The 26496-nt window shown below is 59.7% G+C and carries 28 protein-coding genes; 16 read left to right on the forward strand and 12 right to left on the reverse strand.

Annotation, left to right across the window (positions count from 1 at the left end):
- Positions 1-7: 7 nt before the first annotated feature.
- A complete protein-coding gene (locus tag PMI18_RS19445) occupies positions 8-601 on the reverse strand; it encodes a nitroreductase family protein (RefSeq protein WP_007898696.1) in 594 nt (197 codons plus the stop codon).
- A 277-nt stretch (positions 602-878) separates the two neighbouring features.
- Between PMI18_RS19445 and PMI18_RS19440 the strand changes: the two genes are divergently transcribed.
- Both PMI18_RS19440 and PMI18_RS19435 read left to right on the forward strand, forming a co-directional pair.
- A complete protein-coding gene (locus PMI18_RS19440) occupies positions 879-1328 on the forward strand; it encodes a YcgN family cysteine cluster protein (RefSeq protein ID WP_007898698.1) in 450 nt (149 codons plus the stop codon).
- Positions 1329-1420: 92 nt separating this feature from the next.
- Positions 1421-2650 (forward strand): hypothetical protein, encoded by a 1230-nt coding sequence (locus tag PMI18_RS19435; protein ID WP_007898699.1) that lies wholly within the window; start codon positions 1421-1423, stop codon positions 2648-2650.
- A 127-nt stretch (positions 2651-2777) separates the two neighbouring features.
- Here the strand turns inward: PMI18_RS19435 and PMI18_RS19430 are convergent, their stop codons facing one another.
- From PMI18_RS19430 to PMI18_RS19415, 4 genes are all read right to left on the reverse strand, one after another.
- Positions 2778-3155, reverse strand: coding sequence for a YgaP family membrane protein (locus PMI18_RS19430; RefSeq protein WP_007898700.1), 378 nt, complete (start codon positions 3153-3155; stop codon positions 2778-2780).
- A gap of 92 nt (positions 3156-3247) precedes the next feature.
- Complete coding sequence (locus PMI18_RS19425; protein ID WP_007898701.1) at positions 3248-3718, reverse strand: RNA methyltransferase; 471 nt, start codon at positions 3716-3718, stop codon at positions 3248-3250.
- Between the two features lie 202 nt (positions 3719-3920).
- On the reverse strand, positions 3921-4292 hold the full coding sequence (locus tag PMI18_RS19420; protein WP_007898702.1) for a YajD family HNH nuclease: 372 nt from the start codon (positions 4290-4292) through the stop codon (positions 3921-3923).
- A 315-nt stretch (positions 4293-4607) separates the two neighbouring features.
- On the reverse strand, positions 4608-5294 hold the full coding sequence (locus PMI18_RS19415; protein WP_007898703.1) for a spermidine synthase: 687 nt from the start codon (positions 5292-5294) through the stop codon (positions 4608-4610).
- Between the two features lie 96 nt (positions 5295-5390).
- Here PMI18_RS19415 and PMI18_RS19410 point away from each other — a divergent pair, with 96 nt between their 5' ends.
- Positions 5391-5681, forward strand: a complete 291-nt coding sequence (locus PMI18_RS19410) for a hypothetical protein (protein ID WP_033036225.1) — start codon at positions 5391-5393, stop codon at positions 5679-5681.
- On the opposite strand, the gene PMI18_RS19405 is transcribed toward PMI18_RS19410, so the two are convergent.
- Complete coding sequence (locus PMI18_RS19405; RefSeq protein ID WP_007898707.1) at positions 5678-6151, reverse strand: cyclic nucleotide-binding domain-containing protein; 474 nt, start codon at positions 6149-6151, stop codon at positions 5678-5680. The two genes, PMI18_RS19410 and PMI18_RS19405, sit on opposite strands and share 4 nt — an antisense overlap.
- 195 nt (positions 6152-6346) lie before the next feature.
- Positions 6347-8401 (reverse strand): S9 family peptidase, encoded by a 2055-nt coding sequence (locus PMI18_RS19400; RefSeq protein ID WP_007898708.1) that lies wholly within the window; start codon positions 8399-8401, stop codon positions 6347-6349.
- 300 nt (positions 8402-8701) lie between these two features.
- Here PMI18_RS19400 and PMI18_RS19395 point away from each other — a divergent pair, with 300 nt between their 5' ends.
- Genes PMI18_RS19395 through PMI18_RS19385 form a run of 3 tightly spaced genes read left to right on the forward strand, consistent with a single transcriptional unit; the run spans position 8702 to position 10564 of the window.
- On the forward strand, positions 8702-9199 hold the full coding sequence (locus PMI18_RS19395; RefSeq protein WP_033036227.1) for a hypothetical protein: 498 nt from the start codon (positions 8702-8704) through the stop codon (positions 9197-9199).
- 32 nt (positions 9200-9231) lie between these two features.
- The gene (locus PMI18_RS19390; protein WP_007898710.1) at positions 9232-10008 is read left to right on the forward strand and encodes a class II glutamine amidotransferase; all 777 of its coding nucleotides are present in this window, start codon (positions 9232-9234) and stop codon (positions 10006-10008) included.
- 13 nt (positions 10009-10021) lie between these two features.
- A complete protein-coding gene (locus PMI18_RS19385) occupies positions 10022-10564 on the forward strand; it encodes a DUF2937 family protein (RefSeq protein WP_007898711.1) in 543 nt (180 codons plus the stop codon).
- A gap of 164 nt (positions 10565-10728) precedes the next feature.
- On the opposite strand, the gene PMI18_RS19380 is transcribed toward PMI18_RS19385, so the two are convergent.
- The gene (locus tag PMI18_RS19380) at positions 10729-11643 is read right to left on the reverse strand and encodes a LysR family transcriptional regulator (protein ID WP_007898712.1); all 915 of its coding nucleotides are present in this window, start codon (positions 11641-11643) and stop codon (positions 10729-10731) included.
- A gap of 147 nt (positions 11644-11790) precedes the next feature.
- Between PMI18_RS19380 and PMI18_RS19375 the strand changes: the two genes are divergently transcribed.
- From PMI18_RS19375 to PMI18_RS19360, 4 genes are all read left to right on the forward strand, one after another.
- Entirely contained in the window at positions 11791-13074 is a 1284-nt protein-coding gene (locus PMI18_RS19375) for an MFS transporter (RefSeq protein ID WP_007898713.1), read from the forward strand.
- A gap of 78 nt (positions 13075-13152) precedes the next feature.
- Positions 13153-13905 carry a 5-oxoprolinase subunit PxpA gene (locus tag PMI18_RS19370; protein WP_007898714.1) on the forward strand — a complete coding sequence of 251 codons (753 nt, stop codon included), beginning with the start codon at positions 13153-13155 and terminating at the stop codon, positions 13903-13905.
- Positions 13902-14606 (forward strand): 5-oxoprolinase subunit PxpB, encoded by a 705-nt coding sequence (gene pxpB / locus PMI18_RS19365; protein ID WP_007898715.1) that lies wholly within the window; start codon positions 13902-13904, stop codon positions 14604-14606. Before PMI18_RS19370 ends, pxpB begins: the two co-directional genes overlap by 4 nt.
- Entirely contained in the window at positions 14603-15529 is a 927-nt protein-coding gene (locus PMI18_RS19360; protein ID WP_007898716.1) for a biotin-dependent carboxyltransferase family protein, read from the forward strand. The genes pxpB and PMI18_RS19360 overlap by 4 nt, the downstream gene beginning before the upstream one ends.
- A gap of 108 nt (positions 15530-15637) precedes the next feature.
- Here PMI18_RS19360 and PMI18_RS19355 read toward each other — a convergent pair whose 3' ends face one another.
- Both PMI18_RS19355 and PMI18_RS19350 read right to left on the reverse strand, forming a co-directional pair.
- Positions 15638-16816 (reverse strand): vWA domain-containing protein, encoded by a 1179-nt coding sequence (locus PMI18_RS19355; RefSeq protein WP_007898717.1) that lies wholly within the window; start codon positions 16814-16816, stop codon positions 15638-15640.
- A 10-nt stretch (positions 16817-16826) separates the two neighbouring features.
- Complete coding sequence (locus PMI18_RS19350) at positions 16827-17672, reverse strand: AAA family ATPase (RefSeq protein ID WP_007898718.1); 846 nt, start codon at positions 17670-17672, stop codon at positions 16827-16829.
- Positions 17673-17874: 202 nt separating this feature from the next.
- Here PMI18_RS19350 and PMI18_RS19345 point away from each other — a divergent pair, with 202 nt between their 5' ends.
- Both PMI18_RS19345 and PMI18_RS19340 read left to right on the forward strand, forming a co-directional pair.
- Positions 17875-18105 carry a DUF4160 domain-containing protein gene (locus PMI18_RS19345; protein WP_033036230.1) on the forward strand — a complete coding sequence of 77 codons (231 nt, stop codon included), beginning with the start codon at positions 17875-17877 and terminating at the stop codon, positions 18103-18105.
- Positions 18093-18596, forward strand: coding sequence for a DUF2442 domain-containing protein (locus PMI18_RS19340; RefSeq protein ID WP_007898720.1), 504 nt, complete (start codon positions 18093-18095; stop codon positions 18594-18596). Before PMI18_RS19345 ends, PMI18_RS19340 begins: the two co-directional genes overlap by 13 nt.
- On the opposite strand, the gene PMI18_RS19335 is transcribed toward PMI18_RS19340, so the two are convergent.
- Positions 18593-19669, reverse strand: a complete 1077-nt coding sequence (locus PMI18_RS19335) for a DUF748 domain-containing protein (RefSeq protein WP_007898721.1) — start codon at positions 19667-19669, stop codon at positions 18593-18595. The two genes, PMI18_RS19340 and PMI18_RS19335, sit on opposite strands and share 4 nt — an antisense overlap.
- A 126-nt stretch (positions 19670-19795) precedes the next feature.
- Here PMI18_RS19335 and cysK point away from each other — a divergent pair, with 126 nt between their 5' ends.
- The 3 genes from cysK (at position 19796) to PMI18_RS19320 (ending at position 23433) form a co-directional block, all read left to right on the forward strand.
- On the forward strand, positions 19796-20770 hold the full coding sequence (cysK, locus tag PMI18_RS19330) for a cysteine synthase A (protein WP_007898722.1): 975 nt from the start codon (positions 19796-19798) through the stop codon (positions 20768-20770).
- 303 nt (positions 20771-21073) lie between these two features.
- Entirely contained in the window at positions 21074-22012 is a 939-nt protein-coding gene (locus PMI18_RS19325) for an aspartyl/asparaginyl beta-hydroxylase domain-containing protein (RefSeq protein ID WP_007898723.1), read from the forward strand.
- Between the two features lie 557 nt (positions 22013-22569).
- Complete coding sequence (locus PMI18_RS19320; RefSeq protein ID WP_007898724.1) at positions 22570-23433, forward strand: DMT family transporter; 864 nt, start codon at positions 22570-22572, stop codon at positions 23431-23433.
- Between the two features lie 205 nt (positions 23434-23638).
- On the opposite strand, the gene PMI18_RS19315 is transcribed toward PMI18_RS19320, so the two are convergent.
- The gene (locus PMI18_RS19315) at positions 23639-24550 is read right to left on the reverse strand and encodes a DMT family transporter (protein ID WP_007898725.1); all 912 of its coding nucleotides are present in this window, start codon (positions 24548-24550) and stop codon (positions 23639-23641) included.
- Positions 24551-24678: 128 nt separating this feature from the next.
- Between PMI18_RS19315 and aceK the strand changes: the two genes are divergently transcribed.
- Positions 24679-26400 carry a bifunctional isocitrate dehydrogenase kinase/phosphatase gene (gene aceK / locus PMI18_RS19310; protein WP_007898726.1) on the forward strand — a complete coding sequence of 574 codons (1722 nt, stop codon included), beginning with the start codon at positions 24679-24681 and terminating at the stop codon, positions 26398-26400.
- The last annotated feature ends 96 nt before the right edge of the window (positions 26401-26496 follow it).

Consider the following 26496-nt stretch of genomic DNA (forward strand, 5'->3'; position numbering starts at 1 on the left):
GGCGCGTTTAGAGGGTGAAATCACCCTCGGCCGCCAACTCGCTCAACGGACGACGCGGGCTTGGCTCTTCGCGCGCTTGCAGGTACTCGGCCAGTGTCGCCTTGTCGCCCAGTTTGCCGATCGCCACCGCCGCGTGCAGTGCATAACCTTCAGGAATGTTCAGCTCTTTGCGGGTCAGTTCCTGATCGAAGCCGGCCATGCCGTGGGTGTGCCAGCCGCTGATACTCGCTTGCAGCGCCAGGTGGCCCCAGGCCGAACCCGTGTCGAAGGTGTGCCACAGTGCTGGTGTTTCTTCAGTGGCGCCAGGTACCGCGAAGGTGGTTTTCGAGACCACGATCACCAGCGCCGAGGCGTGCTGCGCCCAGCTGCGGTTGAACTCGTTCAGCAGACCCAGATAACGCTCCCAGTTCGGCGTGTCGCGACGTGCGTAAAGAAACCGCCAAGGCTGCGAGTTGTACGCCGATGGCGCCCAGCGCGCGGCTTCGAAGAAGCTCAGCAGGGTCTCGACGGGAATGGTTTCGCCGGTGAACGCGCGGGGCGACCAGCGATCAGTGAACTGAGGGTGAATGGCGTAGTCGGCAACGCGTGGATTAGCACTCATCAAGAGATTCCTTTACGTTTGAAAGTGAGGTTCGTCTGAAACCTGCGGGCGCAGTTGAGCTGAGCGATGAGGTTTTTCGAGAGCTTGGGTAGTTCACCTGAATGCAACGCGGTTGAGCGTTAATGGCATTTGAGCATGGCTCCTTGCGACGGCAAAGCTACTTGGGGGCGCTATAACTGACAAGTTCCGTTGTACCGGCAGTCGCCAATGCTTGGCCCGCCGGTACCTTGGCACTAGACTGGCGGTCTTTTCACCACCTGATGTTGATGCTTGAGCCATGGCCGCCAAAGTCGAACCGTTCTGGATACGCAAAACCCTCGATCAACTCGATCAAGAGGAATGGGAATCGCTGTGCGATGGCTGTGGCCTGTGCTGCCTGCAAAAACTCGAGGACGAAGACGACAACAGCGTCTACTACACGCGTATCGCCTGCAAATTGCTGGACCTCAAAACCTGTCAGTGCACCGATTACCCCAACCGCCGCGACTTTGTGCCCGATTGCATCCAGCTCACGCCGGGCAAGGCCGATGAGTTCAAATGGCTGCCGCCGACCTGCGGTTATCGACTGGTCAGCGAAGGCAAGGACCTGCCGCTCTGGCATCACCTGGTGTGCGGTGATCGCGATGCGGTGCACCACGAGCGTATTTCCCAGTCCGGGCGCATGCTCGCCGAGGGCAGCGTGGCCGAAGACGATTGGGAAGACCATCTGATTTTTCGTGCGGGTTAATTCATTGCCACACAATCGGCGGTGATTACAAGAATTTGGGGCCGCTACGCAGCCCGGTGCGAGCAAGCTCGCTGGCCACAATAGGGGTGTGTATGGCGGTGGGAGTGCTGCGGGCGTTGACTGTCGGGCTGCTGGCCCTGAGTTCGCCCGTGTGGGCGGCGAAGAAAGTCGATCTGGATTATCACGTGCGCCTGTTGCCGCAAAGCGATCAGGCCGAAGTACGCCTGACCCTGGCCCAGGGCTCGGCGGTGCGCAGTCTGGATTTCGACTTGGGCGACGGCAGTCACTACAGTGATTTCAAGGCCGATGGCCAATGGCAGCTCTCACCGGGCAAACAGGCCCGTGGTGTCTGGCGCCCAACCGCCGAGAAGGCCAGCCTGACCTACCGCGTGAGCATCAGCCATGGGCGCAAGAGCGGCAGCTTCGACACCCGCATGACGCCGAACTGGGCGCTGATGCGTGGCGATGACCTGGTGCCTGCGGCCAAACTCGATCAGCAGGACGGCATCGAACTGGTTTCACGCCTTGAGTTCGAATTGCCCAGCGGTTGGAAAAGCGTCGAAACCGCCTGGCCGCGGATCGGCAAGAACAAGTTCCGGATCGATAACGCCTCGCGCCTGTTCGACCGTCCCACTGGCTGGATACTCGCCGGCCACCTCGGCAGCCGTCGCACGCGGCTGGGGGAAACCGAAGTCACCGTCGCCTCGCCACAGGGGCAGGGCATGCGCCGCATGGACGTGCTGACGCTGCTGACCTTTGTCTGGCCGCAAGTGCAGGCGGTTTTTCCGCGTCATCCCGGCAAGTTGCTGATTGTCGGCGGCAACGACCCGATGTGGCGCGGCAGCCTGGGCGCCCATGAATCGATCTACCTCAATAGCCGCCTGCCGCTGGTCAGCGAAAGCGGCACCAGTGCGCTGGTGCGTGAATTGGCTCAGGTGTTCGGGCGGATCAACGACAGCCAGCACAGTGACTGGATCAGCGAAGGGTTTGCCGAGTATTACGCCATCGAACTGGTGCGCCGCGCAGGCGGCATGAGTGATGAGCGGTATGAAAGCCTGCACAGCAAGTTGGTCAAGGACAGCCAGAAGGTCAGCACGTTGCGCGGTGAACAGATCAACCCGGCGCAGGTGGCCAAAGCGGTGGTGTTGCTACAGGAACTGGACCGCGAGATTCGCCTGAAAACCCGCAACAAGCGCTCGCTGGATGATGTGCTGCGTGGGGCGATGCATTTGGAAAGTGTGGATACCAAGGAATTCATTCAGCTCGCGCAAAGCGTTATTGGCGAGTCTTCCAAGGTGCTTGATACCGATTTGCTTCAGTAGCACCGCCTTCGCGGGCAAGCCCGCTCCCACAGTAATTGGCGGTGTTCACACATGTTGTGTACGCCAAAAATCCTGTGGGAGCGGGCTTGCCCGCGAAGAGGCACTGAGCCTCTGCATCGATTCCGGATCAGACCCCAGCCTTCGGCGAGTTCAACGAATCATTTCCCGTCACGGTCGCCGTGCTGGTCGCTGCTTCTGCATTGGCTTTCATGCGGGCCAGCTCATCCCCGGCGCGCTCGATTCGCGCGCGTGCGTTGTCCATGTCCTGACGGTTCTTTTCCAACAGTCTTTTCGCCGAGCAATGCCCGGTGATTCCTCGGGCGAGGGCGATGCCGCCGATGGCTATTTCAATCAATCCGAACACGCCGCCGCGTCGCAGACCTTTGCTTAGCATGACCACGCCACCCGCCAGGGAGCCGGCGCGTTCCCAACCATGAACGTTCTGTTCGGAAGGGCTCTGGAACGGGGTGGTTTCGATACGTTCTACAGGATTGAACTCGCGCATGATCTGTCTCCAGGCAGGGAAGAGTTGCTTCAGCAATAGATATTTAGCTGACTGCCTGGGCGAGCGGCTTGTTCCATCGAATATGCGGCACTTCAGCGGAATTTTGGCCCGGAGCGGGTGTTGTTGCCCTTGGCCATGCGGTCGTACAGCACAACGTTGACGGTGGCCGCCAGGTTCATGCAGCCGGTGGTCGGGATGTAGACCACGTCTTCGCACCACTCGCGAATCTCTTTATCCAGCGAGCCGTCTTCGGGGCCGAAGATGTAGAGGGCGCGATCCGGGTGAGTGTATTCCGGCAGCGAGCGGGCGCCGTCGACCAGTTCCACGGCGACCGGGACACAGCCCAAGGGCAGGATTTTCTTCAGGTCGTCGATGCCGATCAGCGGGATGTCGTAGTGGACTCGCTTGGTGTCGGTGACGAAGTCGGCGGCGCGCTCATAGCGCTTGCCGGTGTAAAAAACCGACGCCACGCCATAGCAGCCGGCGGCGCGCATGACCGAACCGACGTTCTCCGGTGATTTGGGGTTATACAAACCAATGCAGCTGTACCGTTTGTCTGCCACGAGCGGGGTGCCTTCGGGGAAAAAACGGCGATTATACGGGGATTGGGGGAGGGGTGTTCAGTTTGGAGATTGGTGGTGTCAGGGAGATAGCCTTCGCGGGAAAGCCTCGCTCCTACAGGTTTCAATGTCATACGCGGTTGTCGCGTAAACCTGTAGGAGCGAGGTTTGCCCGCGAAGAGGCCAGCATGTCCAACGAATATCTTCAGTCTTCTTTCTTCATCAACCCCGCCAACGCCGCAAACGGGTTGTGCGTCGCCTTGGCAATCTTCGGCGTACTCAGCGAGCCTTCGTCGAAATACTGCTGATCGGTATAGCGCGAGTGTTCGTTGTCATGGCAATACAGGCACAACAGCTCCCAGTTCGAGCCATCCTGAGGGTTGTTGTCGTGGTTGTGGTCGCGGTGATGCACGGTCAGTTCGCTCAGGCGTTTGCCGGAGAATTCACGGGCGCAGCGGCCGCACACGTGCGGGTACATCTTCAGGGCCTTGTCGCGGTAACCCATTTCCTTGTCGCGCTGGTTATCGGCGAGGATGCGGTCCAGCTTCGATGTGTTGGTTGGGGTGGACGAACTCATGGGTTCACCTTTGTAAAAAGACTAATGACGGTTATGACGTGAGTGTAGGGCCTGTCATCACTTATTTACTAGGCCGCGCCGGGTCTGCTGTGGCGCAGGGCAAGGCGCGAGGAGCGTGGTTTGGTCATTCCAAACGAGCTCCGAGCAACGCAGCCCTGCGCCACAGCAGACCGGCCCTTCGGGTTGTGCCTGAAAACGAGCCAGGCTGCGTTGCAGTCCTTGGCAAGGGAGCGACCATTACCAGCGGACTGCGCCTTGCCTGGCTCGTTTTCAGGCGCAACGCGGCCTAGTAAATAAGTGATGACAGGCCCACGCTCAGCCCTTGAGCTTCTCGGCAATCCAGATGGTGTGGCGGGTGCCCTTGTTGCCGTGGGCGAAGACTTGCACTTCCTCGGCCTTGAAACCGGCTTTTTTCAGCTTGTCGGAAAACTGCCGGTCGGCGCTGGCCGACCACACCGCCAGCACGCCTTTTGGCCGCAGGGCCTTGGCGCAGGCACTCAGGCCGCCGGCGGAGTAGAGCCAGCTGTTGGCCTTCTGGGTCAAACCTTCGGGGCCGTTGTCGACGTCGAGCATGATCGCATCGAAACCTTGTGGCTCGGCTTGCAGCACCTTGGCCACGTCTTCCATCCGGATCACGGTGCGCGGGTCAAGCAGCGGGTTACCGGCCTTCTCGCCCAGCGGCCCGCGATTCCACTCCACCACGCCGGGCACCAGTTCGGCGACTACCACTTCAGCCGTCTTGCCCAAATGCTTGAGCGCCGAGGCCAGGGTGAAGCCCATGCCCAGGCCACCGATCAATACTCGCGAATTCGGCCGGCCGGCGACCTTGCGGCAGGGGATTTCGGCCAAGGCATCTTCGGAGCCGTGCATGCGAGTGTTCATCAACTGCCCGCCGTCGCCACCCTGAATCTTGATGACGAAGTCCTCGCCGTATTCGAACAGGCACAGGGCACCGCCGTTTTCAGGGATGGGGGTGGTGTCGAGCAGAACGAAACGTTTCATGGGGCGCTCTTGAGGAGAAATTGACAGATGGGGGAAGGCAAACACGCGCAGTTGGGAGTAGCCTGCAAAAAGACCACAAGGCCAACGGAGCCATTGATGAAGCGCACCATTCTAACGGTCATTGCCTTGGCCGCGCTCTCGATAACTGCAGTGCAGGCCCAGGAACCGCAAACCATCCCCACCAGCCCTGTGCCGATGCCCGGCTCACCCGGCACCGCCACTCCGACGCCGTATCCGCAGATCACCCCGACCAGCGTGCCCAAGGCCGGCACCGGCAGTGGCGGAGCACCGCTGTTGCCGCCGATCGAAATGCCCAATCCACCCAAGGACCAGACTTTGCCAGGCCTTGAACCGAGCACGACGAAAATCAAAACGCCGGGAGGCTAGACCTGCTGCAAGAGCAGTTGCCCGTCGGCCATGCGCAAGCGTTTGGAGAGGGAGACGGCGAGGGCGCGGATGATCTTGGCGGCGATTTTCGGCGAGTCGTTGAGCATCTTTTCCAGGGAGTCCTTGCCCAGGTTGAGCAACTGGCAATTGCTCGCGGCCACGCAACTGGCTGAGCGTCGTTCACCGTCGAGCACAGCCATTTCGCCGAACGCCCGACCGCTGCGCAAGGTGGCCATGGTCACTCGTTGCCCGTCGCTGTTGGTCTTCTGCACCGCGACCTGGCCGGTGTGGATGATGCACATGAAACTGCCAGCATCGCCCTCATGGAAAATCTCTTCGCCTTCGGGAATGGTGCTGATGCTGAAGTAACCCGAAGCTGCCGCGAAGTCTGCCGGCAGCAGTTGATCGAACAGGCCGCAGTCCATCAGCCAGTCGCGAATTTCGTTGTTCAGTAAGGTCGGTTCTGACATGTCGTCACGGTCTTTTTCTTGTGTCTGTTGCTGTTCCAGTCACCGCCCCCTTGTAGGAGCGAGGCTTGCCCGCGAAGAGGCCCTGACATTCAACATCAATGTCGGCCGTGATAATGCCTTCGCGGGCAAGCCTCGCTCCTACAAGGGATCGCGCCCAGTGTCTGGTGTTAAGACCGGTACGCCGGGCCAAGTTCCTCAGGCGATGCCCAAAACCTTGAAAACAAATGCGTATTCGAGGGCTACATCACGTAATCCCTGATAACGACCGCTCATCCCGCCATGCCCGGCACCCAATTCGGTCTTGAGCAGCAGGGGATTGGTGTCGGTTTTGGTCGCGCGTAATTTCGCCACCCACTTGGCCGCTTCCCAGTACTGCACGCGACTGTCGTTGTAGCCGGCGATCACCAGCGTTGCCGGATAGGCTTGCGCGGTGACGTTTTCGTACGGGGCGTAGGCCTTGATCCGATCATAGACGTCCGGCTCTTGCGGGTTGCCCCACTCGTCGTATTCCGTGACGGTCAGCGGCAGCTCCGGGTCGAGCATGGTATTGAGCACGTCGACGAACGGCACTTCGGCAATCGCTGCACCGAACAGCTCCGGCCGTTGATTGAGTACCGCGCCGATCAGCAAACCACCGGCGCTGCCACCGCTGATCGCCAGCTGCGATGGGGTGGTGAAACCGTTGGCGATCAGGTGTTCGGCGCACGCGATGAAATCGCTGAAAGTGTTGTGTTTGTGTTCCTGCTTGCCGGCGCGGTACCAGGCTTCGCCCAGCTCACCGCCACCGCGTACATGGGCGATGGCAAACGCCATGCCGCGATCCAGCAAGCTCAGGCGCGCGTGGGAGAACCACGGGTCGAGGCTTTCGCCGTAGGCGCCGTAGCCGTACAGATAAAGCGGCGTCGGCTTGCCGAGGAACTCGCGTTTGACCACCAGGCTGATCGGCACTTGCGTACCGTCCGGTGCCGTCGCCCACAGTCGCTGGCTGACGTACGCGTCGGCGTCGAACGGGCCGAGCACCGGGGTTTCCTTGAGGACTTTCTGCTCGCCGGTGGTCAGAATCAGTTGGCGGATCTGCGCCGGACGGTTCAAGGCTTCGTAGCGCAGACGGATCCGGTCGCTGACAAATTCCAGGCTGTTCTGCACATGCAGGCTGTAGGCCGCGTCCGGCAATTGCACGCGATACGGCACCAAGTCCCGTGGGCGGACTTCGATGATCGGCAGGCCACCTTCGCGCAGGCTCAGGGTCATGGCCTCGGCGTTCAGGCTCATGCCTTCGAGCATCACTGTGTCGCTGTGGGGAATCAGGTTCTTCCAGTCCGCTTCGGTCGGCGCGACGCCCGTATCGGCGGCCTGGTACAGGGCAAAGTTGATGCCGTCGCGGTTGGTGCGGATCAGCCACGTCCACTCGCCATCGAGTTTGCCGTGGTCGACATCGTATTCGTGTTCTTCAACCCTCGGCGCCAGGCAGGTAAAGGCCTGATGCGGCAGCGAGGCGTCGAGCACCCAGACTTCGCTGGTGGTCTTGCTGCCCAGCGACAACAGCAGTTGCCGTTCGGAGCTTGAGCGATAGCAATGTAGGAAGAATCGGCCGTCCGGCTCATGGAACACTTCTTCAGCCGCGGTGCCGTCCAGCCGGTAGCGGAACAGTTTGTGCGGGCGATGGGTGTCGTCGAGTTCGCCGAAGAATAGCGTCAGGCTGTCATTGGCCCAGGTCATGCTGCCGTCGCAGTCCTGGAATTCCAGTTCGCTGACGCGGCCGCTGGATAATTCCTTCACGAACAGCGTGTAAATCTCTTCGCCGCTGGAGTCGATGCTGTAGGCCAGACGCTGGTGGTCCGGGCTGATGCTGAACGCGCCCAGGGAAAAGAAGCCGCCCTTGGCCAGCACGTTCGGATCAAGCAGCAGCAGTTCCTGGCTTTCGTCGATGTGCAGGCTGCCATCGGCCGGACGCGGGCAGCGGTAGTGGCGGGCATATTCGTCGCCCGCAGTGGTGCGCGTGTAATACAGGTACGGACCCCAGGGGGAGGGCAGCGACAGGTCGGTTTCGAGAATCCGCCCCTTGATCTCTTCGAACAGGGTTTCACGCAGGCCGGCCTGATCGGCGGTTTGCGCCTCTTGATAGCGGTTTTCAGCTTTCAGGTAATCGAGCACCGCGTCGGTGTCGCGCTCCTGCAGCCAGGCATACGGGTCGCAACCGTCGGCCTTGTGGGCAATTGGAGCGCTGGTGACGTTGGCGGATAGGGGCATGAATGGCTCTCGAACAATGTACGGAATAAGGGCTTCGCAACCTGTTGGAGCGGGCTTGTGGTGAGGGGGCTTTTCTGTGGCGAGGGAGCTTGCTCCCGCTGAACTGCGCAGCAGTTCCTTTTTTGGGGCCGCTTCGCAGCCCAACGGGAGCAAGCTCCCTCGCCACAAAAGCTCCCTCGCCACAACAGCCCCCTCACCACAAGCCCGCTCTCACAGAGTCTGTGTCTTGCCCGACTGGTATTGGGACAAGCCTGACGTGCGAAAAGTCGTTACTATAAGCGCCTCTTTGCCTGCCTTGCCATGGACACCATGACCGAGAACGACTATCTGATCGCTTGGGGCCTCTACGCCTTTGCCGCTTTAGGCTGCCTGTTGGTGTGGATGCGCATCACCCGCTGGATGTGGCGTTGGCTGCGTGAGCCGCTGCGGCTGCTGGTGGCGGTGTTGCTGTTCAGCCCGACCATCATCGACCCGGTGAAAGAAAAGGTCGCCCCGGCCATCGCCATTACGGCCCTCGACTTGCTGTTCAAGGTCGGCAACAACGCCTGGCGGGCGGTTTCCGATCTGTTCATGTACGGCATGATTGCCTTCGGCATTTATCTGGTGTTCGTGGCCATCCGTTTTCCCATCGAGCGCGCCTCCAACGCTCGCAAGGAACAGGCGGCTGCCGCCAAGGCAGCGGCGCGGGCCGACGAGCCTGACGACGATCAGCCTTTCGGCGGTGCCGGCGATGATCGTTACGGCCGGCCACCGGTGCCGAGCAACCCTCAGCGTTTGCGGGTCGAACCGCGTCTATAACCGTGCCCCTGCATTGAATCGAGAGTCCGAGCATGTGTGAGTTATTGGGCATGAGCGCCAATGTCCCGACCGATATCGTGTTCAGCTTCACCGGGCTGATGCAGCGCGGCGGCCGCACCGGGCCGCACCGTGACGGCTGGGGCATCGCTTTTTATGAAGGCCGTGGCCTGCGGCTGTTCCAGGACCCGGCGGCGAGCAGCGAGTCGGAAGTGGCGAACCTGGTGCAGCGCTATCCGATCAAGAGCGAAGTGGTGATCGGGCACATTCGCCAGGCCAACGTCGGCAAAGTGTGCCTGTCCAACACCCACCCGTTCGTGCGCGAGTTGTGGGGGCGCAACTGGTGTTTCGCCCACAACGGCCAATTGGCCGATTTCAACCCGACCGCCAGTTTTTACCGCCCCGTTGGCGATACCGACAGCGAAGCGGCATTCTGCGATTTACTCAACCGGGTGCGTGCAGCGTTTCCCGAGCCGGTAGAGATCGAAGCACTGTTGCCGGACCTGGTGGCCGCCTGCGCCGAGTACCGCAGCAAAGGCGTGTTCAACTGCTTGCTCAGCGACGGCGACTGGCTGTTCTGCTACTGCTCGAGCAAACTGGCGCAGATCACCCGCCGAGCACCGTTCGGCCCGGCGCGTTTGAAGGACGTCGATGTGATCGTCGACTTCCAGGCCGAGACCACACCCAATGACGTGGTCACGGTGATCGCCACCGAACCCTTGACCGAAAACGAAACCTGGACCCGCTACGAACCGGGCCAATGGAGCCTCTGGCGACGCGGTGAATGCGTCAGCCAGGGCAAGACCGAATAAGGATCTATCCCCCATGTTGCTCAGTTATCTACGGCTGGTGTTGTTCGCGGCGGGCCTGTTGATCGGTGTCCAGGTGCCTGGGTTCATCAATGACTATGCCAAGCGGGTCGAGGCGCATCTGATCGAGGCGCAGACCGGTTTGAGCGGTTTTCAGGGCACCGCCAATCAGTTTTTCAAGGGTGACATGCAAGCGCTCGTGGCCCATTACCGGGCCAGCGAAGACCCGATCTTTCGCAGCGATGCCGACAGCCTGAGCACCTTGCTCACCCGTCAACTGGCCCTCGACAAGCAATTCCAGGCCATGCAGGGCCCGTGGTACATCCGCGTCCTGCAAGTGGCCCTGGCCGCCGATCCGGATATTCGCAAGGAAACCTGGAATGGCTACAGCTACCAGATCCTGCTGACGCCGGAAGCGATGATCTGGGGCATGAGCGGTGCGTTGCTGCTGTCGTTCGGCATTGAATGCCTGTTCCGACTGATCGACTGGGTGGTGCTGGGCGGCAAGCGTCTGCGCCAGAGCCGGCCGATCGAAGAGCGGGATTTGCGCGGCCTCTGACTGATCGCTGCCGAGCGGGCTTTTGTGGCGAGGGGGCTTGCCCCCGTTCGGCTGCGCAGCAGCCGTAAAACCGGTAAACGCGATTTACATGACGCATCAAGGTAGCCGGTTTTGGGGCCGCTTCGCGACCCATCGGGGGCAAGCCCCCTCGCCACGGTTAGTGGTCAATCAGCCAGGATGATGTAACCCTCACCCACCTTGCGCGCATACCCCTCCAGCACTTGCTGACACAGCGTCACAATCTCCTCGACCCATTCCACGCCAACCCGCCACGACACCACCACCTGCAAATTCGGCGGCCGTTGATCGATGGCCAGCAAGGTCAATTCCCCCCGCGCCAATTCCTCGGCCACCAGCACTGGCGGCAGCGCGCCAATGCCGAAGCCGTCGCGCAGCAAGCGGGTGATCGCCGACACTGAGTTCACACAGTTCAGCCGTGGCGCCATGACCCCGTTGGCCTGCATCAGGCTCAAGATATCCTGATGGGGGCGGGAGTTTTTCGAATAGGTGATGATCCGTTCCCGCGCCAGGTCGGCAATCCCTGAATATTCGCGGTTGTAGATCGAGTTAGTCGCCACAATCCAGCCCATCGGGTGACTGGCCAGCTCAAGGCTGCGCACGCTCTCCTGACGCAACAGGTCGGTTTGCAGGATCAGGTCGAGAAAGCCTTTTTGCAGCTGATCGCAGAGGTTGAGCGCGGTATCGGCCACCAACTCGATTTCCACCAGCGGGTAATGATCCATCATCTGCGCCACCAAGGGGCTGAGCCAGGTGTGGATGACGGTGTCCATGACGCCGATCCGGACCCGCCCGACCTTACTCGAACGCGTCTCGATCGAGTGCTTGAGCGCCTGCATCGTGTCCATCATCTGCTCGGCGTATTCGAGCACTTTCAGGCCTTCGGGCGTCAGGCTCACGCCGCGAGAATCGCGCAGAAACAGCTTCACCCCCAGCTCACTTTCGAGCACGGCAATGCGGCTGGAAATCGACGCCTGGGTGGTGAAGAGCTTGTCTGCCGTCAGGCGAAAACTCTTGAGTCGGGCGACCCAGACAAAGGTCTCGAGAAACTTCAGGTTCATGGGATCAACTTTTTCTTATGCCTTGGTCGGGTTTTTATTAGTTGGACGCAGCAGGGCCAAGCGTCCAAAAATCGACACATCCGGTTCCCACGATAGGCGTCGTCGGGGCTCAGAACAATACCAATAAAATTTGCACGGAGACTTGCCATGAGTGCGCCCGACACCCTCGTTCCCAAAGCCACGGCTCGCCCGGGACCCTTCGATTGGTACCACAACATCAACAAGCAGGAACGTCGTACATTCTGGAGCTGCAAGATCGGCTATGGCCTGGACGGCATGGACACCCAGATGCTCAGCTTCGTGGTGCCGACCCTGATTGCCATGTGGGGTATTACCACTGGCGAAGCCGGGCTGATTCACACCAGCACCCTGATCGCCTCGGCCATCGGTGGTTGGGTGGCGGGGATTCTCTCTGACCGCATCGGTCGGGTACGCACCCTGCAACTGACGGTGCTCTGGTTCGCGTTCTTCACCTTCCTCTGCGGCTTTGCCCAGAACTACGAACAACTGTTGATCAGCCGCACGTTGATGGGCTTCGGTTTCGGCGGTGAATGGACCGCCGGCGCTGTGCTTATTGGCGAAGTGATTCGCGCCAAGGACCGTGGCAAAGCGGTCGGTATGGTGCAATCGGGTTGGGCGCTGGGCTGGGGGATGACGGCGATTCTGTATGCGCTGCTATTTTCCGTATTACCGCCGGAAGACGCCTGGCGGGCATTGTTCATCCTTGGCATCGTGCCGGCGGTTTTCGTGATCTTCGTCCGCCGCCTGGTCAAGGACCCGGAAATCTACCGCGAAGCCAAAGCCAGGCAAGAGCCAAGCAACCCAGCCAAGTTCTACGAGATTTTCGCCCCGGGCATCCTTTTCACCACTATCCGCGCTTCGATCCTGACCACCGGCGCCCTCGGCGGTTACTACGCGATCACTTCCTGGCTGCCGACCTTTCTGAAAAACGAACGGGGCTTGAGCGTACTCGGCACCGGTGGCTATCTGGCGATGGTGATCGTCGGGTCCTACGTCGGGTACGTGATCAGCGCGTATTTGACTGACATCCTCGGTCGTAAAAAGAACTTCATTCTGTTCGCGGTCGGCTCGTTCACCATTGTTTTGCTTTACACCCAATTACCGGTCAGTAACGGTGTGATGCTCTGGCTGGGTTTCCCCTTGGGCTTCTTTGCTTCGGGGATTTTCAGCGGCATGGGCGCGTTTTTGACCGAACTGTTTCCGACGCGCATACGCGGCTCGGGCCAAGGTTTTTGCTACAACATCGGTCGGGCATTGGCGGCGTTGTTCCCGCTGTTGATCGGCTTGCTCAGCCAGAAGGTGCCACTGAGTGTGGGAATCGGGGCTTTCGCGGCGGTGTCCTACGGGGTAGTGATCCTGGCGGCCCTGAGCCTGCCGGAAACCCGTGGCAAGCAACTCGACGCTCAATAACCGAATGTCCGGTAACTGATAATCTGAGGGGCATATGTCCTTCAGCTAAGAAGATAAAAGCCTACAGGAGTGTTCACCGTGAACCGCCTGCTATTGAACTGCGACATCGGCGAGAGCTTCGGCAACTGGACAATGGGTCTGGACGCCGAGGTCATGCCCTTCATCGACTGCGCCAACATCGCCTGTGGTTTCCACGCCGGCGACCCGAGCATCATGCGCAAGACCGTCAGCCTGGCCCTGAGCCACGGCGTGCAGATTGGCGCTCATCCGGCCTATCAGGATCTGGTGGGGTTCGGTCGCCGCTCCATGGCTTACACCGCCCAGGAACTGCAGGACCTGTTGCATTACCAGATCGGCGCCCTTGATGGCATCTGCCGGGCGCAGGGCGGGCGGGTGAGTTACGTCAAACCTCACGGCGCGATGTACAACGACATGATGGCCAACCCGGCGCAACTGCGCGCGGTGATTCAGGCCGTGGCGGCCTATGACCGGACGCTGCCATTGATGCTGATGGCGACCCGCGACAACAGTGCCGCGCAGCAACTCGGCGATGAATACGGCGTGACACTGTGGTTCGAAGCCTTCGCCGATCGCGCTTACGACAGCGCCGGCAGACTGGTCTCGCGGCAACTGCCGGGAGCCGTGCATCACGATCCCGAGAAGATCATTGAACAGGCGCTGATCATTGCCCGCGGTGGCATGCTCACGGCCAGCGATGGCAGCGCCTTGCACTTGCAGGCCAATACCTTGTGTGTGCACGGCGACAACGCCAGTTCGGTGGCCGCCGTGCAGCGCATTCGTGAAGCCTTGAATCAGCAGAGTGCATCATGAAGCCACGGGTAGAAGTGGTGGCGCTGGATTGCCTGATGGTGCGTCTGTTCGATGAAATCAGCGAAGCCAATATGCCGTGGATGCTCGCGGCCAGCGAGCGTCTGCGAGAAGCCTTCGCCCGCCATTTGATCGATCTGGTGCCGTCCTACACAACGTTGATGGTGCATTACGATCTGACGGCGCTGAATCCGGCCCAGGCGCGAGAGTTGATCGCTGAAGCCTTGATTGATCTGTCGCCCAACGCTCGGGCCAGCGGTAGATGCCATGTGTTGCCGGTCTGGTATGACCTGAGCGTCGGCCCGGAACTGAGCTTGCTGTCTCAGCGCAGCGGATTAGCGGTGGAAGAGGTCATCCGTCGTCACAGCGAGCGCGAGTATCAAGTGTTCGCATTGGGCTTCGCGCCGGGGTTCGCCTTCATGGGATTGGTGGAGGAAGTGTTGGCTGCACCGCGTATGAATACTCCGCGCAAAAAAGTGGCTGCCGGCAGTGTTGGTATCGCCGAACGCCAGACGGCGGCTTATCCGGTGGTGTCCCCTGGCGGCTGGAACCTTATCGGCCGTACCCCGGCCAAATTGTTCGACCGCGAGCGCGAGGGTTACAGCCTGATGCAACCGGGCGACACCGTGCGCTTCGAAGCGGTCAGCCATGCCGAGTTCATCAACCTTGGCGGTGATGACACGCCGTTGGAGGCCCTGGTATGAGCCGACTGACGATTGAAGCAAGTACACCGCTGTGCCTGTTGCAGGACGCCGGGCGGTTTGGCGTGCGGCATCTGGGCGTGACCCAGGGCGGGGCAGCGGATTGGCGATCGATGTCGTGGGCCAATTGGCTGCTGGGCAATGGGCTGGATGCGTCGGTGATCGAAATCACCCTCGGCGGGTTTACGGTCGTTGCTCAGGAAGATTGCGTGCTGGCATTGGCCGGGGCGGATCTGGGGGCGCAAATCGATGGCGAGGCATTGGCGCCGTGGCGCAGTTTCAGGCTGAACAAAGGTCAGCAATTGCAATTCACCCAGCCACTGCTTGGCGCTCGGGCTTATTTGGCGGCCCCGGGTGGATTTGATGCGCCAAAGGTGTTGGGCAGTAGCGCAACGGTGGTCCGTGAGGAGCTCGGTGGGCTGGATGGCATGGGTCGGGCGTTGGCCAAAGAGGCGCAATTGAGCTACTCGGGGAGCTCGCTGCTACTGCTGCGAGAGTTGGCAGCCGAACAGGTGCCGGATTTCAAACTCGATGCGCCGCTGGACCTGGTGCTCGGTGCACAGATCGGCGAGTTCAGTGGACAGAGTTTGTTCGACGCATTCAACAGCATCTGGACCCTCGACAGCCGCGCCGATCGCATGGGCATTCGCTTGCTGGGAACGGCGTTGCAGTATCAGGGCAAGCCGATGATTTCCGAAGGTATCCCGCTGGGCGCGGTCCAGGTGCCGCCGGACGGGCAGCCAATTGTGCTGCTCAATGATCGGCAGACCATTGGCGGTTATCCGCGCCTGGGGGCGTTGACGCCATTGGCCTTGGCGCGATTGGCGCAGTGTTTGCCGGGATCGAAGGTGCGGTTGAGGCCGGTGGTGCAGGATGTCGCTCATCGCGAACACGTCGAATATTTACGCCGCTTTCTGAACAGCTAAAAGCATCGCGAGCAAGCCTCGCTCCTACAGGGTTAATGCGTGATGCACGAACACCGAAACCTGTAGGAGCGAGGCTTGCTCGCGAAGGCGTCCGTCCAGACAACATAATTATTTGGAAAGAAACCGCATCCCTTCCTCCAACCCCCGCAACGTCAGCGGATACATCTGGTCATCAATCAAATCCCGCACGATGTTGGTCGATGAGGTATAGCCCCAGGTGTCTTTCGGATATGGGTTGATCCAGATGAGCTTCTTGTACTTTTCCTTGAAGCGCTGCATCCACACGTACCCGGCTTCTTCATTCCAGTGCTCGACGCTGCCGCCGGCCTGAGTGATTTCATAGGGCGCCATGGCGGCATCGCCGATGAAGATCACTTTGTAGTCGGCGCCGTACTTGTGCAGCAGGTCTTGGGTGGCGGTGCGCTCAGAGGTGCGACGCATGTTGTTCTTCCACACCGATTCATAAATGAAGTTGTGGAAGTAGAAGTACTCCAAGTGCTTGAACTCGGTCTTGCAGGCCGAAAACAGCTCTTCACAGATCTTCACGTGGGCGTCCATCGAGCCGCCGATGTCGAACAGCAGCAGCAACTTGACGGTGTTGCGGCGTTCCGGACGCATCTGGATGTTCAGCAACCCGGCATCGCGCGCGGTGTGGTCGATGGTGCCGTCGATGTCCAGTTCTTCCGTCGCACCCTGACGGGCGAATTTACGCAGGCGCCGCAGGGCGACCTTGATGTTGCGTGTGCCCAGTTCGACCGAATCGTCGAGGTTCTTGTACTCGCGCTGATCCCAGACTTTGACCGCTTTGCCTTGACGCTTGCCGGCATCGCCGACCCGAATGCCTTCCGGGTTGAAGCCACCGGAACCGAATGGGCTGGTGCCGCCAGTGCCGATCCACTTGTTGCCGCCGGCATGGCGTTCTTTCTGTTCTTCCAGGCGCTTCTTGAACTCTTCGATCAGCTTGTCCAGGCCGCCGAGGGACTGGATCGCGGCCCGCTCTTCATCGGTCAGGGAGCGCTCGAATTCCTTGCGCAGCCAGTCTTCCGGAATCAACGCCTGGAGGTGATCGTCGAGCTTTTCCAGGCCGTTGAAGTAGGCACCGAAGGCCCGGTCGAACTTGTCGAAATGCTTTTCGTCCTTCACCAGGATCGCCCGCGACAAGTAATAGAACTCGTCCATGTCGGCGAAGGTCACGCGCTGTTTCAGCGCGTTGATCAGGTCCAGCAGCTCACGCACCGAGACCGGCACTTTGGCGGCACGCATTTCATTGAACAGGTTGAGCAACATGGCGTTGACCTTATCGAGTGCCGCGACGGCTCATGAACGCCAGACGCTCAAGCAATTGCACGTCTTGTTCGTTCTTCACCAAGGCGCCGGCCAGTGGCGGAATGGCCTTGGTCGGATCGCGCTCGCGCAGTACCGCTTCACCGATGTTGTCGGCCATCAGTAATTTCAGCCAGTCCACCAATTCCGAGGTCGATGGCTTCTTCTTCAGGCCCGGCACCTTGCGCACGTCGAAGAACACGTCCAGCGCTTCGCTGACCAGGTCTTTCTTGATGTTCGGGTAATGCACGTCGACGATTCGCTGCATCGTGACGCGATCCGGGAAGGCGATGTAGTGGAAGAAGCAGCGGCGCAGGAAGGCGTCCGGCAGCTCTTTCTCGTTGTTGGAGGTAATGATGATGATCGGGCGCTTCTTGGCCTTGATGGTCTCGTCGATCTCGTAAACGTAGAACTCCATCTTGTCGAGTTCTTGCAGCAAGTCGTTGGGGAACTCGATGTCGGCCTTGTCGATTTCATCGATCAGCAGGATCACCCGCTCTTCGGACTCGAAAGCCTCCCAGAGCTTGCCCTTCTTCAGGTAATTGCGAACGTCGTGAACCTTTTCCGTGCCCAGCTGCGAATCGCGCAGGCGGCTGACCGCGTCGTACTCGTACAGGCCTTGATGCGCCTTGGTGGTGGATTTGATGTGCCAGGTGATCAACTTGGCGCCGAAGGACTCGGCCAGTTGCTCGGCGAGCATGGTCTTGCCGGTGCCTGGCTCGCCCTTGACCAGCAGTGGCCGTTCCAGAGTGATGGCGGCGTTGACCGCCAGCTTCAGGTCATCGGTGGCGACGTAGGCCTGGGTGCCTTCGAACTTCATCTGCTAATCCTCGAACGGTAACGCCGACCTGAACGAGGCAGGGCGGGGCGCAATAATTGTAGTACCCGACTATAACGCGGTGCCCGGTCGACTGTGAACGCAGACGGCTTATTCAGTCTCTGAATGGGGCGTCACATCTTGACTCAGTCTCGGCCGCTAGCCAGTATTGAGCTATCGCCATTTTGGCGATAGCTTGCGGGGCATGTCTACTAAATACCGATTTCGCGATACGTACCGCATTCAGTTGCGCGAGAAGGATCATCCGCCGCCCCATGCACATCTGACAGGTGGCGGGCTGGATGTGATGCTCAGCCTGGTAACCGTCGAAGTGATGATGGGCAAGGCGCCGCCGCTGATCATCAAGGAAGCGCTAGAGTGGGTCAGGGCCCATCAGGTGCAATTGCTGGAGGATTGGAAACGATGTTACCCATGAAACGACCCCGTCTGTCGGCAGTACAGGTACTGCCGGATTACCGTCTGGCGCTGACCTTTATCGATGGTCAGCAACTGAGCCTGGATTTAAGTCGTGATCTGCGTTCGTACCCGGGGTTGCAACCATTGCTGGAGGAGCATGCTTTTGAAGGCGCCGCTTTGGGTGACGATGGCTGGTGTGTGGAGTGGCCCGAACTGGATGTCCAGATAGGCGCAGACACGCTGTATCTGGATGCTCTGGCGCAAAACGCGGCAGATGAAAATACCCGTATTTTCATCGATTGGCGTGCTCGCACCGGGCTACCGTTGAACCAGGCGGCAGAGGCGTTGGGGGTTAGTGCCCGCAGTATCAGTCGCTACAGCAGTGGTCGTGAAGCTGTGCCGCGGTCGTTGGCCCTGGCTTGCCTGGGCTGGGACTTCTTGCAGCAGCAAACAAACCCGGCGCGGGCAGCGGAAGAAACCGGTCGTTACACCGTCACACGCAAGTCCTAACCGGCATCCGGTTTCGGCCGTTCGTACTGGGCATTGAACGCCTCGATGAAACCATTACGTAAAATCTGCAAAAACGCCTCGAATGCGCTGATATCTCGTTGATGCACGCTGCCTCTGAGCTGGACGCGAGTGGCGAACTGGTTTTTCGGCTGGTTCTTCAACACATTCTCGGTACCCCCGACGAGTGCTTCCCAGATGGAACGGAATATCCCTTTGTCCTTGTTTTCCACGTCCTGCTGCCAATTGAACACATCGACGTCGCGCAACAGCGGCTTGATGTAGCCGGTGAGTTGGCCCTTGTTGGCTTCGGCTTCGATGACCACGTCGCCATGGCCGGCATTGAAGTCGAACTTGCCGTAGGCCGAGGCGAAGTCGTTCATGCGTTTGAGTTCAAGGTTCCTGGCGCGCAGGCGAAATTCGAAGTCCTGGAAGTCGCTCAGCGGATCGAAGGTCGCCGTGGTTTCCAGCGGTGCATGCCCCAGCAACAGAGCCTTGCCGTCGAATCGGGCATCGCGTTTGCCTTTGGTGTCGACCACGTTGGTCAGGTTGTAAATGCTGGCATTGACCTGAGTGGCATTCATGTTCACGGGCGGTTTTGAATTGAAGTTTCGGAAGGTGACCCGCCCGTCGTTGATCTGCACTTCGTTCAGGGTAATCGGCAGCAACTTTTCCAATTGTGCCCGCCAGTCGGTGCCCTCACCGGTCTGGGAGTTTTTCTTGTTGGCACCGCCGTCGACGAAGTTCACCTCGGGTTTGTCGAACTGCGCCTCGGCCACCACCGCGTGGTCATACCAGAGCGAGTGCCAGCTGACGGAGAGGTCAATCAATGGCGCGTTGACGAAAGGCACGGGAACCTTGCCATTGACCTTGACGATTTTCAGTCCATTGATTTTGTAGGCGCCGCGCCACAGGGCCAGGTCTACGTCGGTAATCTGCCCGCGGTAGTCACCCATGTTCGCCAATCTTTCGTTGAGGTAATCGCGCACCACGTAGGGCAGGGCAATGTGCAGGGCAACCAGCAGCAGAACGAGGCCGGCGAGGGTCCACAGGGGCCAACTGTATCGACGCTTCATGGCGGCAAATCTCTGGCGGTATAAAGCGATTGACTGCGGGGGTAAGCGGACGTTCGACTGACTGGACGACCACGGGTAACAGGCATACCTTGGACAGCTAATTCAACGCTGTACAAGGACCCAGCCATGAGCCGTATTTATGCTGACAACGCCCATTCCATTGGCAATACGCCGCTGGTTCAGATCAACCGTATCGCCCCGCGCGGTGTCACCATCCTGGCCAAGATCGAAGGGCGCAACCCCGGCTATTCGGTCAAGTGCCGGATCGGCGCGAACATGATCTGGGACGCCGAAAGCACCGGTAAACTCAAGCCTGGCATGACCATCATCGAACCGACTTCGGGCAATACCGGCATCGGCCTGGCATTCGTTGCCGCTGCCCGTGGTTATCGGTTGATGCTGACCATGCCGGCGTCCATGAGCATCGAACGACGCAAGGTGCTCAAGGCCCTGGGTGCCGAACTGGTGTTGACGGAACCGGCCAAAGGCATGAAAGGCGCGATCGAGAAGGCCGCCGAAATCCTCGCCAGTGATCCATCGACCTACTTCATGCCGGGGCAGTTCGAAAACCCGGCCAACCCGGCCATCCACGAAAAAACCACCGGGCCGGAAATCTGGAACGACACCGACGGTGCAGTCGACGTACTGGTGGCGGGCGTCGGAACGGGTGGAACCATCACCGGGGTTTCGCGGTATATCAAGAATACCCAAGGCAAGCCGATTATCTCGGTGGCCGTGGAGCCGGTGGTGTCTCCAGTGATCACACAGGCGATGGCAGGTGAAGAGATCAAGCCGAGCCCTCACAAAATCCAGGGCATCGGCGCTGGTTTTGTGCCGAAGAACCTGGATCTGTCGATGGTCGACCGGGTCGAACTGGTCAGCGACGATGAGTCCAAGGCGATGGCCCTGCGCCTGATGCAGGAAGAAGGGATTTTGAGCGGTATCTCGTGCGGCGCCGCCATGGCGGTGGCTGTGCGGCTGGCCGAAACCCCGGAAATGCAGGGCAAGACCATCGTGGTGATTCTGCCCGACTCCGGCGAGCGCTACCTGTCGAGCATGCTGTTCAGTGATCTGTTTACCGAACAGGAGAATCAGCAATAACGTTTACGACTGCTTCGCAGCCAAACGGGTAGGAGCGAGGCTTGCCCGCGAAGAACGATGACGCGTGATACCTGAAAAACCGCGGTGCGTTCTTCGCGGGCAAGCCTCGCTCCTACAGGTTCTGCGGTTGTCAGGTCAGCCCCCGTTCAGGAACCTTGTGTTAATAAGTGTTTGTTGCGTAATCCTTAACACTGAATGTTGAGTGAGGCGGGTATTTCCCGAGGCCGGTAGTGTTTATCATGGCCGACTGCCACGTCGGGTAAATGGCGTTGTGCAAAGTTACCTACTATCAAGGAGTTGTAGATGAACTTTTCCTTTGTCGCGAAGGCTTCGGTGTTGTTGCTGTTCCTCGGCAGCACGCTCTATGTGCACTTGCGTGGCAAGGCGCGTTTGCCGGTCTTGCGTCAGTTCGTCAACCACTCGGCTCTGTTTGCACCCTATAACGCCTTGATGTACCTGTTCTCTGGCGTGCCATCCAAACCCTACCTGGACCGCAGCAAGTTCCCGGAGCTGGACGTGCTCAGGGACAACTGGGAAGTTATCCGCGACGAAGCCATGCACTTGTTCGACGAGGGCTACATTCGCGCCGCCGAAAAGAACAACGACGCCGGTTTCGGTTCGTTCTTCAAGAAGGGCTGGAAGCGCTTCTATCTCAAGTGGTACGACAAACCCCTGCCATCGGCCAAAGCCTTGTGCCCGAAAACCGTGGCGTTGGTCAGCAGTATTCCCAACGTCAAAGGCGCCATGTTTGCGCTGCTACCCGGTGGCAGTCACCTCAACCCGCATCGCGATCCGTTCGCCGGTTCTTTGCGTTATCACTTGGGGCTGTCGACACCGAACTCCGATCATTGCCGCATCTTCGTCGATGGTCAGGTCTATGCCTGGCGTGATGGGGAAGACGTGATGTTCGATGAAACCTACGTGCACTGGGTCAAGAACGAAACCGAGCAAACCCGGGTCATCCTGTTTTGCGACATCGAGCGACCGATGAGCAACCGCCTCATGACCCGTATCAACCGCTCGATCAGCGGCTGGCTGGGGCGCGCCACTGCACCCCAGAACCTTGACGATGAACGCGTTGGCGGGATCAATCAGGCCTATGCCTGGAGTAAGAACTTCAGCGACAAGTTCAGCGGTGTGGTCAAACAGTGGAAGCGTCGTAATCCCAAGGCTTACCGCGTGCTGCGGCCGGTGCTGGCGGTGGTGGTGTTGACGTTGTTGGGGTATTGGCTGTTTGGTTGAGACCGATTACTGAGTGACCTGTGGCGAGGGGGCTTGCCCCCGTTGGGTCGCGAAGCGGCCCCAAAAAACAGCGATCCATCTCTTTCAGAACCAATGCAATGCCTGGTTTACGACTGCTTCGCAGCCGAACGGGGGCGAGCCCCCTCGCCACAGGGATCGTGTCAGGCTCCTGTTTCTCGGCTCTGACGTTAACTCATTGCAATCCATGTCACACGCTGGTTATAGTCGGCGCTCGGTGGTTTCCTGAACCCCCCCTTCACCCATCAAAAAAAGATCAGCCCATGCCAGCTTCCCCCATCAATGCGGTAGTCGATTCAGCGGTCAACGCTGGCATCGTGCCGTGCGGGAATCAGCAGCCTGCGCAGATCAGTCATTACCCCCCACCTGTCAGTAGCACGCCGGTGTGCGCAGTCGTATCACCGCCAGGCGTTGGCTTCTCGGGCTGATCAGCTTTTTTCTGCTGTTCCCATGCCTGTCTGAAAAAGCGCCCGCCTGAAAAAACTACTGAATTTCAGCTTCGGCTGAGTTGGCTTTTTGCCTGACTACAGGTGGTATTCATGTTTGTCCTTTCGAAAAAATCCGCGCTCGCGGCGGCGTCCACGAGCCTGTTCGTTTTGCTGTGGAGCAGCGGCGCGATCTTCTCCAAATGGGGGTTGGCGCACGCGTCACCCTTCGCCTTTTTACTGATTCGTTTCGCCATTGCCTTGTGCGGGCTGGTGCTGTTGATGCCGTTGCTCAAGCTGAAACTACCCAAGGGCGGCAAGCCGATGTTGTATGCGATGGCCACGGGCGTGGTGTTGCTGGGGGCTTATCAGATTTTCTATCTGTTGGCCCTGGACCTGAAGGTCACGCCGGGGATGATGGCCACCATCATGGGCGTTCAACCGATTCTCACCGTAGTGATCATGGAGCGGCATCGATCAATAAGCCGGCTGTTCGGTCTGGCGCTGGGCTTGGCCGGGTTGATCATGGTGGTCTATCAGGGTATCGGCTTGGCCGGCATGTCGTTGCCCGGGATGCTCTTCGGTCTGTTGGCGCTGGTGAGCATGACGTTCGGTTCGATCATGCAGAAACGCATCACCGACAATCCTCTCGGCACACTGCCGGTACAGTATCTGGCGGGGTTGTTGCTCTGCGGGATCTTCGTACCGTTCCAGCCGTTTCACATCGAACACAGCATGGGGTTCTTCGTGCCGGTGTTGTGGATGGGGCTGGTGGTATCAGTGCTGGCGACGCTGCTGCTGTATCGACTGATCGCCCGGGGCAATCTGGTGAATGTCACCAGTCTGTTTTACCTGGTGCCGGCGGTGACGGCGGTGATGGATTATCTGATCTTTGGCAACCGACTGGCGATGTTGAGCCTGCTGGGGATGGTGCTGATCATCGTCGGCCTGGTGTTTGTGTTCCGTAAGAGTGCTTGAAACTGAAAGGCCGCTCCAGGCACAGCTCCTGCACTGGATCTTCGTCGTAACACCGATCCAGTGTAGGCGCTGGCGTAGCCTGCGATCTTTTCGGAGCCGCCGCAGAGCAAGGTCAAAAGATCGCAGCCTTCGGCAGCTCCAGGGGGAATGCATTTCCGGTGTAGGAGCGAGGCTTGCCCGCGAAGGCGTCATCAGCAACACCACATCACGACCGGGCAACCACCTCAGGCGCCTTCACCACCGCCGGCTTCAACACCAGCCACAACGCCAGCGCAATCAACACCCCGCCATAAAGGTGCGCCATCGACAGCGGCTCATCCAGCAACAGCGCCCCCCACAACACGCCGAACGGCGGGATCATGAAGGTCACGGTCATCGATTTCACCGGGCCAACCGACGTCAGCAAACGGAAGTAAATAATGTAGGCAAAGGCTGTGCAGACCAAACCCAACCCCAGCAATGACAGCCAGACACTCCAGCCACCCCAGCTCACCGGTGGCTGGCTGATCACGCTGTAGCCAAACAACGGCAGCAACAACAATGTCGCGCCGAGCATGCTGCCCAGCGCCGAAAGGCGACTGTCGAGGCCGCCGGCATGGTCGAGCCAGCGCCGGGCGAGGAACCCGGCAAAACCATAGCAGGTGGTGGCCATCAGGCACGCGAGTGCGCCCATCAGCAGTTCCATGTTGAACGCCACCGGCCCGGCGCGGGTGAGGATGCCAACGCCGAACAGTCCGAGAAACACCCCGCCGAGCTTGGCTGCAGTGAGTTTTTCATGAAAGAACAATCCACCGATCAGCACACCCATCAGTGGCGTGGTGGCGTTGAAAATCGCCGAGTAACCGGCCGGCAGCACCTGGGCGGCCACGGAATAGAGGGTCGCTGGGATCCCGGAGTTGATCATCCCCAGCAGCATCACCGTCTTGAATTTGCCTTTGAAATCCCAGCTGATGCGCATCAGCCCAAGGATCACCAGCAGCCCGACGGCGGCAATCGACACGCGAAAAAAAGCAGTGGGGATTGTGCCAATCACTGGGGCAATAACGCGCATGAACAGAAAACTCGCACCCCAAATGGCGGCAAGCGACAACATACGCAGGATATCGACGGGGTTCACAGCACTTTCCTTCCTTGATTGGCGCGCAAGTGTCGCGTCAGTCGGGGCACAAGGCAATGGTTGCGTTGCGTCACACAGGGCCACTAAGCTCAGGCTCCAACGACAAGAACAGCCGCCGAGGTCTCACCATGCCGCAGCAATGGCCAGCCGCCGACATCGCCCGAATGATCCTCGACGGCTTTGACGATTATCGCGAGCATTTCCGCCGGATCACCGACGGCGCCCGAGCCCGTTTCGAGCAGGCTCAATGGCAGGAGACGCAAGTCGCGTCGGCGGCGCGGATCAACCTCTACGAAGAAAAGGTCGGCGAAACGGTAGGGCGCTTGCATGCTTCGTTCGAGACCGATGTGCTGATGGACGTCAGCAACTGGCCGCTGGTCAAAAGCGCTTACATCAGCCTGATCGACCTGCGCTTCGACGATGAACTGTCCGAGACCTGGTACAACTCGATTTTCTGCGGCCTGTTCAGCCACGACCTTATCAGCGATGGCTGCATGTTCATCCACACCACGCGGCCGAGCCTGCGCCGGGCCCGGGCCGCGCAAACCCGCACCTACAAGCCGCAGGGGCAGTTGTCCGGCATGCTCACGAGCATCTTTGCCGACTACCGCTTCAGCGAAGATTACGCCGATCTGGCCGGCGACCTGCGTCGACTCGAAGCGCAATTGCGCGAGAACCTGCCGGACTGGGTCTGCAAGGACCCGGAGCTGAGCGTCGAACTGTTTTCCTCGGTGCTTTACCGCAACAAGGGCGCCTATCTGGTGGGGCGCATTTACACCCCCGACGAGCAATGGCCACTGGTGATTCCGCTGCTGCACCGCGAAGGCCGGGGCATCCAGATCGATGCGCTGATCACTGACGAGGCGGAGGTGTCGATCATCTTCTCCTTCACCCGTTCGTACTTCATGGTCGATGTGCCGGTGCCGGCGGAATTCATCGGCTTTCTCAAACGCATCCTGCCGGGCAAGCACATCGCCGAGCTGTACACCTCGATCGGCTTCTACAAGCATGGCAAGTCCGAGTTTTACCGGGCGCTGATCAATCACCTGGCCAACACTGACGACCAGTTCATCATGGCCCCCGGCGTGCGCGGCATGGTCATGAGCGTGTTTACCCTGCCGGGCTTCAATACCGTCTTCAAGATCATCAAGGACCGCTTCTCGCCGTCGAAAAACGTCGACCGCGCCACGGTGATCGAAAAGTATCGCCTGGTGAAAAGCGTCGACCGGGTCGGGCGCATGGCCGACACCCAGGAGTTCGCCGACTTCCGTTTCCCGTTGAGCAAGTTCGAGCCGGCATGCCTGGAAGAGTTGCTCGAAGTGGCCGCGTCCACGGTATCGCTGGAAGGTGACACGGTGCTGATTCGCCACTGCTGGACCGAACGCCGGATGACGCCGTTGAACCTTTATCTGGAACACGCCAACGAGGCGCAGGTTCGCGAGGCGCTGGAGGATTACGGTCTGGCGATCAAGCAACTGGCGGCGGCGAACATTTTCCCCGGCGACATGTTGCTGAAGAATTTTGGCGTCACCCGTCACGGTCGTGTGGTGTTTTATGACTACGACGAGATTTGCTTCCTGACCGAAGCCAACTTCCGCCACATCCCGCAACCGCGTACACCGGAAGACGAAATGGCTTCCGAACCGTGGTACTCGATCGGGCCGCTGGATGTATTTCCTGAAGAGTTTCCACCGTTTCTGTTTGCCGATTCGGGGCAACGAAAGTTGTTCGATCAGTTGCATGGCGAGTTGTACAACGCCGATTACTGGAAGAGTTTGCAGGAGGCGATTCGGGCGGGGAAGGTGATTGATGTGTTCCCCTACCGCCGCAAAGGCCTCGATAACGAGTAGCCCACCTGAGTGAACACCGTGGCGAGGGAGCTTGCTCCCGCTGGGTCGCGAAGCGACCCCAAAACCATTCATCTCGAAGTTTCAGGCAAACCGCGA

The sequence above is a fragment of the Pseudomonas sp. GM102 genome, from assembly GCF_000282555.1.
GTDB lineage: Bacteria > Pseudomonadota > Gammaproteobacteria > Pseudomonadales > Pseudomonadaceae > Aquipseudomonas.